The organism is Acinetobacter sp. 226-1 (genome assembly GCF_030329325.1).
Lineage (GTDB): Bacteria > Pseudomonadota > Gammaproteobacteria > Pseudomonadales > Moraxellaceae > Acinetobacter > Acinetobacter sichuanensis.
The window spans coordinates 194,981-205,609 of record NZ_JACANU010000001.1 but is presented as its reverse complement, the minus strand read 5'-3'; the positions used below and the strand labels follow the sequence as shown (position 1 = coordinate 205,609).

The window sequence follows — 10,629 nt, the reverse complement described above, 5'->3', positions numbered from 1 at the left end:
CGCAGCGGACGGGACTCGAACCCGCGACCCTCGGCGTGACAGGCCGATATTCTAACCAACTGAACTACCGCTGCACTTTATATTCTCAACGTTAAAGCTTGGTGGGCGCTGACGGGATCGAACCGCCGACATTCTGCTTGTAAGGCAGACGCTCTACCAACTGAGCTAAGCGCCCTAACGACTTCATCGTTTGTGAGGTGCATTATAGAGAATCTTTACAGCGTGTCAAACGCTTTTCTCCATCATTTTAACTTTTTAGGTCTGAGTGATTAAAAAATAGATCATTTTGAGGTTTTTTATACTTTTTTGTTTATTATTTATCTATTTATCAATAAAAAACTTTCACTTTATATTTTCTTTTTCATACTTATTTTAAAAATCTAATGCAAATATCTCTCATTTTTTAAATGCTAGATGGAATTAACCTATTCCAATACTCATAAAATGGTCAGTATTTTCATGATCTCTCAAATATCATCATGAAATATAGAAAGACTAATGTGTATTTATTTTAACCTTTTTAGGTTCTGGACGTCGCCAAAGCCAAATTGCAACACACAACATTGTGCCATTGGTAAAAATTTTGACTGCTAAAGGTGCATTGGTAAATAACATGAGTATTCCACTAAAACTCATCATCATAGTCGCAAACCATTTTGCTTTGCGTGGCACTGTTCCATTTTCTTGCCATGCTCTTAAATTTTGCCCATATTTAGGATGATTCAGTAACCATTCATACATTTGAGGCCATCCTTTCGAAGCTGCCCACAATGCAAGAATAAGAAAAACAGTTGTTGGCATGCCCGGCAATAATGCACCAATAAATCCTAGTACAATAAAAATAATGACTAGACTACGCCAAAACAAGACTCTCATAAGCCAACTCAAAAGCATGAATTAGGTTAGTATATATGTTTTAAAATTAACTCTGTATTTTCTTTCTTACCATGCTTGCAAATTTTGGCGTTATTTATGTCTAATTACTTTGAACCTTGGTTGGTCTTTAACACCCCAATCGTGAGACAATTAGCTTTTGCTATTGCAAGTCCTAATATCATTCATCAAATCCCGACTGAACTCTCTTGCCAATATTCATTTCAACTGCATGATTCTGCAATGTGGCAACAGCTCTATCAACAATATGAAGGTCGTTTACAACAATTAGATCAAGATCCTACTGAATTAATTGATTTTATTAAACAACTCAAAAGCACACGCCTAGGTTTACGGTTTGAATACTTAATGTGGTTTTGGCTCAAAGATCATGCTTTTCATCACTTTCAGTTATTAGGACATAGCATTCAAATTTTTCAAGGTTCACAAACGCTAGGTGAAATTGATTTTTTAATTTTTAATGAAAAAACTCAACAAGTTGAACACTGGGAAGTGGCATTAAAATATTATTTAGCTGAGGCAGATTTCCAACTTAAGCACTGGTATGGTCTTAATCGACAAGATACGCTTTTAAGAAAATTACAGCATTTCACCTCAAAACAGTTTCAGTTCCAACAAGTAGAAAATCATCAGATTCAACAACGCTATGCAGTATTAAAAGGACAACTCTACTATCCAGCACTCCACTTTCCAAAACAACTGAATGATTGGGTAAATCCCGCTCGTCGACTTGGCTTATGGGGAAATCACATTCCAGATCAAAAATTTTATCGTGTTCAACGACATGAATGGATTTGCCCTGATTTAATACAAAGCTCATCTGCTGCATATTGGTGGACAAGTGGACTATATAAACAAGAAAATGAACACGTATTTTTTATGTATCGTCAACATCATCTACCCGATATTCGTGTTCAAAAAGTGTAAAATTCAAGCAAAAAAAATACGAATTTTAACCAAGCGTACATCAAACAATCATAGTTTTAATCTTCTTATTTCCCTTAAGCTAATGAGGCATCAAAATAATTTTAACTGGAGATGATGATGAAAAAAGTTTTAGCTGCTTCTGTTGTATTGGCATTCGTTCTTACTGGTTGTAATACCATTAAAGGGGCTGGTCAAGATGTTTCTAAAGCAGGTAATGCTGTGACGAATTCTGCTGAAAAAGTTGAAAATAAACTGTAATTTTCACAAAAAACACCAAAAGCCTTATCCTATTGATAAGGCTTTTTAAATGATACCTCAAATAAAATTTTTATAATTAATCAAAGCAATTGCGCTTTTTGTTTTCAATTTAATCGATCTTCTCTATTATATCCTTTCTTTTTGATGACGTTGTTTTGACACCATGAATGCCTCTGAAACATTAAATCTCAGTTTAGAACTCCTGCGCCAACCCTCTGTGACACCAGTTGACCATAGCTGTCAAAATATTATGGCTGAGCGTTTATCTGCGATCGGTTTTAATATTGAAAATATGAGATTTGATGATGTCGATAATTTATGGGCACGTCGTGGTACAGAAGCACCAGTTTTCTGCTTCGCAGGTCATACCGATGTTGTACCTACAGGTCATTTAGATGCATGGGAATCTGACCCATTTTTACCTGAAATTCGTGAAGGTAAACTCTATGGTCGTGGCAGTGCGGATATGAAAACAGCACTGGCTGCAATGGTGGTTGCTTCTGAACGCTTTGTTAAAAAGTATCCTCATCATAAGGGCTCAATCGCCTTTTTAATTACTTCAGATGAAGAAGGTCCTTCTATTAACGGTACAGTAAAAGTTGTTGAAACACTTGAGGCTCGCAATGAAAAAATGACATGGTGTCTTGTTGGTGAACCTTCGAGTACCTCAACACTTGGTGATATCATTAAAAATGGGCGTCGTGGCTCTTTAAACTGCGTACTAACAGTTAAAGGAAAACAAGGGCATGTTGCTTATCCTCATTTAGCAATCAACCCTATTCACACCGCATCGAATGCCTTAGCTGAGCTTTGTGAAACAGTGTGGGACAATGGCAATGAATATTTCCCTGCAACCTCTTTCCAAATTTCAAATATTCAGGCAGGTACAGGTGCAACAAATGTTGTCCCTGGCACAATGACAGTTACCTTTAATTTTCGCTACTCAACTGAAGTGACGGCTGAACAACTAAAAGCACGTGTGTTTGAAATCCTAGATCGTCATGAGGTTGTTTATGAAACTCAATGGACATTGTCTGGTTTGCCATTTTTAACGCCTGTTGGTGAGTTGGTGAATGCAGCAACCCAAGCCATTAAAAATGTTACTGGAACAAATGCTGAGCTTTCTACAAGTGGTGGCACATCAGATGGTCGTTTTATTGCCCCAACAGGCGCACAAGTACTAGAACTTGGTGTATTAAATGAAACTATCCATCAGATCAATGAACATGTCAATATTGATGAGTTAGATCCATTAACAGACATTTACGAACAAATTTTAGAGCAATTATTAACTTAAAAATTGATATTCATAAAAAAGGAATGCTTAAGCATTCCTTTTTTTAAGATGTTAATCCTAATCGTTTTTGAATTTTGACGAGATTTGGAATATGGAACTGCTGTGCTCCAACACGAACCAGATATAAAATTGTTTCATCTGAGGATTGCTGTTCCTCATCAATCACTTCAGAAATACGTAAACGAATTGAACGAGGCATTTCATTACACAATAAGGCAAAACGCTCACTTGCAACCTCACCTTCAATCACCAAAGCGACCCCTAAAGTCGTATTTGGATCACTCACTCGAAAAGTTGGCAACTTTGTTTCATGCCACTCTACGCTTTTAACTTGTGTTGGACTATCAAGTGCTGAAATAACAATATTTTGAGGCAATAACATTGCTGCTTTTCCATAGCAATCAATAATATATGCATCAATAAAACCTGTTGACACAGTAATGAGGTGCTGAAGTTCCTGTGTGTTAGTTTGATCTAAAATAGACCCACTTCCATTTTTAGACATCATAACTCCTTATTGTACAACCAACAAATTTTGGATATTTTGCAATAAATCTGCTTCTTGGAACGGTTTACCCATATAGTTCGTTACACCTAAGCTAAATGCTCGCTCACGATGTTTTTCACCTGTTCTAGAGGTAATCATGATAATTGGTAATTCATGATGAATCTCATGATGTCGAATCCAATTTGTTACCTCAAAGCCATCCATTCGTGGCATTTCAATGTCAAGTAACATCAAATCTGGTTTAACATTTTCCAACTGTTCAATAGCATCGACACCATCTTTTGCAGTAATCACATCAAAATTATGACGCTCTAGCAAACGAGAAGTAACTTTTCGAACTGTAACAGAGTCATCGACAATCATCACTAAATGACGTTGATCACGACTACGTGTTAACTCACGTTGATCTTTGGTGACTTGACGTTTTTGACTTAATGTCTGACGAGCAATATTTTGTGCGTCTAAAATTAAACAAACTTGACCATCACCTAAAATGGTGGCACCTGCAACAGCACCAATCGAAGTAAACTGCTTACCGATAGGTTTTACAACAATTTGTGATCGTGAACCAATTAATTGATCAACCAATAATGCTGTATTTTTACCACTATTATTTTTGATCAAAAGCACAGGCAATGAATGCGCAATACCTGAGAAACGAGGCATTGGTTGGTGAGCAACAAACTCTGCCAGATAACGTAAGTTATAAGATTGCTGATCTATTTCAAAACGATCTTTCTTACTATTGAAATATTCTTCCAATGTGCTTGGTGCAATACGAACAATACGATCAATTTGTGATAATGGTACCGCAAATTGCTGATCGCCAACTTTTACCATCAACGCATCACTTACCGCCACTGTAGTTGGTACACGTATCGTAAATACTGAACCTTGCCCTAAGATTGAAGCAACACTAACTTGACCACCTAAAGATTTAATTTCACTTTGCACAACATCTAAGCCAACGCCACGACCTGAAATTTGTGTGACTTGTTGTGCAGTACTAAAACCATGATGGAAAATATATTGTAATACTTCATCATCTGACAGATTTTGATCCGCTTGAATTAAACCACTTTGCAGGGCTTTGGTTCTGATAATATTTGGATCAATCCCTTTACCATCATCCTTAAATTCAACCAGAACATCTGTACCTTGACGACTAATATTTAACTCAATCCTTCCCGTAGTCGGTTTAGCAAACTGTTCACGTGTTGCAATGTCTTCAATTCCATGGTCAATTGCATTACGTAGCATATGCTCCAATGGGGACATTAACTTTTCAAGAATATTTCGATCTAATTCGCCTTCTGTATTATGAACAATTAACTCAGTTGGACGATTTAAAGTCGAAGACGTTTGACGAACTAAACGTTGTAAACGTGGCAATAAACGCGTAAATGGCACAAGACGTGTGCGCATTAAACCTTCTTGAATTTCGGCTTGAATACGCGCTTGTTGTAATAACAATCCTTCAGTATCACGAATTTTTTCAGATAACGTTGTCTTAAAATCAATTAAATCCGATGCAGATTCGGCAAGAGATTTAGACAGTTGGTTTAAAGAAGAATATTGATCCATCTCTAAAGGGTCAAAATCTGCATAACGTGCTGTTGAATCACCATGTTTTGCAATAATTTGTGACTCTAACTCACCTTCCATTCGACGCAACTGGTCAGCCAAACGCTGAATCGCAAGCTCCATTTCCTGCAAAGTATTAACAAATTGCCCCAAGTCCATTTCAATACGTGAACGGTTAATGGAATTTTCACCAGACAAATCAATCATTTTCTCAATGAGATCTGCCGAGATACGAATCATCTCATTGCTATTTTCAGTATTTTCAATCTGCCCCCATTCACCCAACATTGAAGGAGGTTCTGTACCATCACCTTGCACAAACTCAACGGTTGGATTATCCCAAAAAACATCACCGCCCGTGATTTTTTCAGGTAACTGCACAGAAACATCAACATACTGAATATTTTTAAGGCTTAACTTGATTGATTCAAATAAATCATACTTTTGCAATAGAATGGCATTTTTTAACCAACTTAATGCCTTAGAAATTAAATGATCATAAGCATTTGAGTTAAAATTATATAAGCCAAAACGTTCAAAAGTATTTTCTAGTTCATATGCAATATCTGAAATTTGTATATTATTAGTCATTTTTGCCCCACCTTTTAAGGTATGGGCAATACGTTGTAATTGTAATAATAAACTACGGTTACTACGCTCATCAAACCATTGTTCAAGTGCTTCATTTGCACGAACTAAAAGCTCTTCTGCCTCTTCTACAAATGCTGCATATACAACATCTTCGACTACTGAGTCTTGAGCTATTAAAGGCTCAGCATCAGAAAGTATCGCTTTTTCATTTTCTAGATTAGTTTGACTGTCAGAGGTCAAACTCTCAGATGCTATCGTTGTTTTTTCTGATTCTAATTGTTCTGAAGTGGCGTCATCAAAATCATCCATGCTCACTGCTGCAATTGGTTGTTGTTTTTCAATTGCATTTAAAATTTCTAAAACATGAACTGCTGGATAATCAACGCCTTTTTCACGAATAAGTTGTATACGTTCAGCAATATCATCCTGAACCATACGAATAGTTTGCATCAAACTTTTATCAACAGGAATCTGCTGCTTAATAATTCGCTCATAAATCGATTCAAGGTGATGGGCAATCAAACCGATATGCTCCGCCTGAACCATATTTGCTCCCCCTTTAAGGGTATGCAAATAACGCATTAGATTATTTAATGATGTTAAATCTTGAGCATCTGTAAACCATGCAGCCAAATCTTGATCAATTCCAACCAATAATTCGTCCGCTTCCTCAAGGAAAATATCCAATACTTCTTCATCAAAATCATGAAAACTTTCAGCAGATTGCAGGTATTGTTGGTCTTTGGAAATTAAAGCAAAAATTTGGTTTGTATTTAACGCTAATGCCGAACCTGCAACAGACTCAATACTTTCTGTTGCAGGTTCTACAACGGCATCAACATTTGGTGCTGTGAGCAACTCCAAATCTTGCGTTACATAATCGTGTAGCTGTTCTAAAATATGCTGACTATTTTCATTTAGTACAACACGCTGACCAGAAGCCAAGGCATCAAATAAATGAATAAATTCTTGATGTGCTTGATTAAAAAGCTCAAAAACATAATCCGTATTTAGCAAATTTTGGTGTGCCAAAACTTGCTCATACGCCATTTTCAAAGCAAGGCTAATTTCATAAATACCATGTGCAGCACGATTATCGGTGTGTTCAATTAACACACTTGCTTCTTGCACTAGGCTTTCAAAATACTGAGGATATTCCACCTTCGCTCTTTGATCAAAATCGAACTCTGCATCAAGCAGGTGTTCAATATTCAACTCAACAAGTTGTGAAACAAGGTCTTGCTGATGATCATTGTGCTCAAAATATTCAGTTTGGAAGTCATAACGATCCCAAGCATCATTAAACTTTTGATAAATTAATTGTTGTTGCTCACCACTATTTTCACGACCTAAAGTATGTAAATAGTCGCGAACAAACTCAGTATAATGTGTCAATAAAGCATTTTCATTTGTACTGTGTTGAGTATCATCTTTTAATAAGACTTTAAACAACTGTTCAACTTTACTACTTGCATGAAATACATCATCAACATGTGCCATCGCGGAACTACCGCGCAAAGTATGCAATGCGCGGATTAAACGATTATAGTGGTCTGATGTGTGGTTTTCTATGCTTAAGAACGTGTCAACTGCTTCCAGATGTTCTTCAGACTCTTCAATAAAGATTGCAATAGTCTCGGCCAGAAATCGACGATCCTCAGCTTCGTCAACCGCCTCCTTGTGATTCTCAAGTGAAGTTGATGGTGTAGATACACTAACTTCTGGTTGTTTTGGCGCAGCTTGTGGTTGTTCTACAACAACAGAATCCTCAGCTAAACTTGGACTTGTAAGAGCCTCATCAGGCGATTCAACAGCTTCAGACTCAACCCCAGCAGAGTATTCTAAACCTGTAATAAATGACGCACTCTTCAATTGTTCAGACAGAAGCAACAGTTCTTCTAACGCAGGCTCCACGCTGATGTTTTGCTGAATTTGCTGTCCTAACAAAACAAGCGGTCTGAAATCTATACGATGCGGTTGAGGCTTTTTAAAATCATCATAAAGTTTAAACTTATAAACATTAAATACAGCATTTACATAATGCTGCACAGGTACAGACAGAACCACAGCTTTTGAAATGACACGATTTAAAGTGTCTTCAACAGTCCATGCCAGCTCTCCTGATGATTTTGCCCCGACCATACGTCCTGAACCTTTCAAAGTATGAAAGTTACGACGAATGACTGTCAAAAGCTCTGCATCTGAAGGGTTTTGTAACCATTGAATCAGCAAAGGCTGCAAGTTTTCAATGATTTCCTCTATCTCTTCCACGAAAATTTCTAAAATTTCTGGATCCTGATCCAAAAACTCATCTTCAGGAAGATTTATGTTTTCCACTAAATCTTTTAATATTTTTCTCATAGCTCAGGCTTCTATGTTAGTTCCTTTACAGGACTAAAACCTATCAACATCTTAATTTTAATAAAATTAAGTGATCCAAGTGTACTTAACACTCTGAAGAATATTTAAAATAAATATTCTTCCTTGAGTAGCTGATTTATTGCTCTGGTAATTTAAAGTCAGATACAGATTGACGTAAAGAGTCTGCAATATTTGCCAATTCAGAGACCGAACGTGCCGTATCAAATGTTGCCGTTGTGGTTTGAGATGTAATCTCTTGTACAACGTTCATCGTATTCGCAATATGACCTGCTGAAGCTGACTGTAATTTTGCTGAATCTGAAATGTTTTCAATTAATTTCGCTAAGCTTGTTGATACGCTTTGAATTTCGTCCAAAGCAACACCCGCATCTTTTGCTAAGTGAGCACCACGTACAACCTCAGAAGTCGTTTGCTCCATGGAAATAACGGCTTCATTTGTATCTGTTTGAATGGTTTTTACTAAAGTTTCAATCTGTTTCGTTGCTGATGCTGAACGTTCAGCAAGACGCTGTACCTCATCGGCTACAACTGCGAAACCTCGACCTGCCTCTCCTGCCATAGATGCTTGAATTGCCGCATTTAAAGCCAAAATGTTTGTTTGGTCTGCAATATCATTAATTAGAGAGACGATATTACCAATCTCTTGAGAAGACTCACCTAATCGTTTAATACGCTTAGATGTTTCTTGAATCTGCTCACGAATCGTGTCCATCCCTTCAATTGAACGATTTACAACTTCTGCACCATTTGAAGCAATTTGTACAGAACGTTGTGCTACATCCGCAGACTCTGTGGCATTCGCAGATACGTGTTCAATAGATTGAGCAATTTCATTAATCGCTGTAGATGCACCAGCAATCTCTTGAGCCTGATGCTCAGAAGCTTCAGCTAACTGGTTCGTAATGGTCTGAGTATTTTGGGTATAGTTTGCAACTTCTTGTGAGGTTTCATTAATTCGAGATACAAGATCACGTAGCTGGTCGATTGCGAAGTTAATCGAGTCGGCAATTGCACCTGTAAAGTCTTCAGATACTGTTGCATACGAACTCAAATCACCATCTGCCAAATCTGCAATCTCATCAAGTAAACGTAAAATTGCGTTTTGGTTACGGTCATATTCATCTTGTAAACGTGTTACACGAACTTTATCTGAAACACTACGCAAGTTCAGCAATTTAATCACTGAAAATAAGAACCCAGCCAAGGCTAAAACTAAAAGAATACCTGGAATAACTGTTTTCGCCCATGAACTGGTACTTAAATTATTGAGGTCTTTTAACAACTGATCTGATTGTGAAAAAATATTAGAAGATGCTTGACGAACTTTAACAATTTTTGATGAATTTTTTAAAATTGAGTTAGATGCAGATTTTAAAATATCATTATAGTCCGCTTGAATACTTTCTAATGATTCACGCATAGAAGGTTGTTCAATACGCAATACACCAAGTTCCGAATTTCCTTTTAACTGCGCTTCTAAATAAGCACCAAAAGTTTCTGTATCCGCGTTAAAGTCATCTGCTGATGCACGTGCATTTTCAGAACCACTTAATACTGAGGAAATAGAACGTAAAATACGTTCAGCAATGAATACTTGGTTTTTTGCAATAACAACCTGAGAAGCTGGCATATTTTCACGTGCCATTTGGTTCACCATGAGGTTATATTCCGCTTGGATCCCAGGAATCGCTTCTTCCATTGTGATATTTGTATCATATAAGTGGTTAATTACTTTCTGTTCAGAAGCAATTAAATTAATATCATCAGATACCTTAGCCCATAACTGACTAACCACTTGCATTTCTTTGTTTGATGGATGAATATCCTCAACAATTTCTAAGTTTTCATCAAATCTTTTTTGTGAAGCAACCAGTTCTTTGATTGCATCTTCTTTACCTGAAGCCGTTGCCTCGGTTGCCTGACGTGATATTTTTTGTGATAAGAGCTTTAACTCACCAACACTACGCGTTAAATCATTGTTTCGTGGAACATTATATAACAATGCAAGCAAACAAATAAGCGCCAATACAATTGTTAAAAAAGCAATAATAATATACGGCTTGGATTTTTCACTCTCACCGAATAGCTTTGAAAAGTGATCAAGTCTAGATTGTAGTTTTGACACTACAACTGGACTACCTTTCTGCGTATTCTCAGATGTATTTTTCTTTTTTAGCTTAAAGCCCAT

7 protein-coding genes and 2 tRNA genes are annotated in these 10,629 nt (G+C 36.9%); 3 read left to right on the top strand and 6 right to left on the bottom strand.

Features of this window, described 5'->3' with window-relative positions; genetic code table 11:
- The 3 genes from HX124_RS00995 to HX124_RS00985 form a co-directional block, all read right to left on the bottom strand.
- A tRNA-Asp gene (locus tag HX124_RS00995) sits at positions 1 to 74 on the bottom strand.
- A gap of 25 nt (positions 75 to 99) precedes the next feature.
- Positions 100 to 175 (bottom strand) — tRNA-Val (locus HX124_RS00990).
- 320 nt (positions 176 to 495) lie between these two features.
- Complete coding sequence (locus HX124_RS00985; protein WP_107007433.1) at positions 496 to 876, bottom strand: YbaN family protein; 381 nt, start codon at positions 874 to 876, stop codon at positions 496 to 498.
- 96 nt (positions 877 to 972) lie between these two features.
- Between HX124_RS00985 and HX124_RS00980 the strand changes: the two genes are divergently transcribed.
- From HX124_RS00980 to dapE, 3 genes are all read left to right on the top strand, one after another.
- The gene (locus HX124_RS00980; protein WP_286381676.1) at positions 973 to 1,821 is read left to right on the top strand and encodes a DUF1853 family protein; all 849 of its coding nucleotides are present in this window, start codon (positions 973 to 975) and stop codon (positions 1,819 to 1,821) included.
- Between the two features lie 114 nt (positions 1,822 to 1,935).
- Positions 1,936 to 2,079, top strand: coding sequence for an entericidin A/B family lipoprotein (locus tag HX124_RS00975; protein WP_171405084.1), 144 nt, complete (start codon positions 1,936 to 1,938; stop codon positions 2,077 to 2,079).
- Positions 2,080 to 2,242: 163 nt separating this feature from the next.
- Complete coding sequence (gene dapE, locus HX124_RS00970) at positions 2,243 to 3,376, top strand: succinyl-diaminopimelate desuccinylase (protein WP_286381675.1); 1,134 nt, start codon at positions 2,243 to 2,245, stop codon at positions 3,374 to 3,376.
- Positions 3,377 to 3,419: 43 nt separating this feature from the next.
- Here dapE and HX124_RS00965 read toward each other — a convergent pair whose 3' ends face one another.
- The 3 genes from HX124_RS00965 to HX124_RS00955 all read right to left on the bottom strand — a co-directional run bounded on the left by HX124_RS00965 (position 3,420) and on the right by HX124_RS00955 (position 10,629).
- Positions 3,420 to 3,884 (bottom strand): hypothetical protein, encoded by a 465-nt coding sequence (locus HX124_RS00965; RefSeq protein WP_502872794.1) that lies wholly within the window; start codon positions 3,882 to 3,884, stop codon positions 3,420 to 3,422.
- 6 nt (positions 3,885 to 3,890) lie between these two features.
- A complete protein-coding gene (locus HX124_RS00960; protein ID WP_286381673.1) occupies positions 3,891 to 8,420 on the bottom strand; it encodes a hybrid sensor histidine kinase/response regulator in 4,530 nt (1,509 codons plus the stop codon).
- A 136-nt stretch (positions 8,421 to 8,556) separates the two neighbouring features.
- Entirely contained in the window at positions 8,557 to 10,629 is a 2,073-nt protein-coding gene (locus HX124_RS00955; protein ID WP_286381672.1) for a methyl-accepting chemotaxis protein, read from the bottom strand.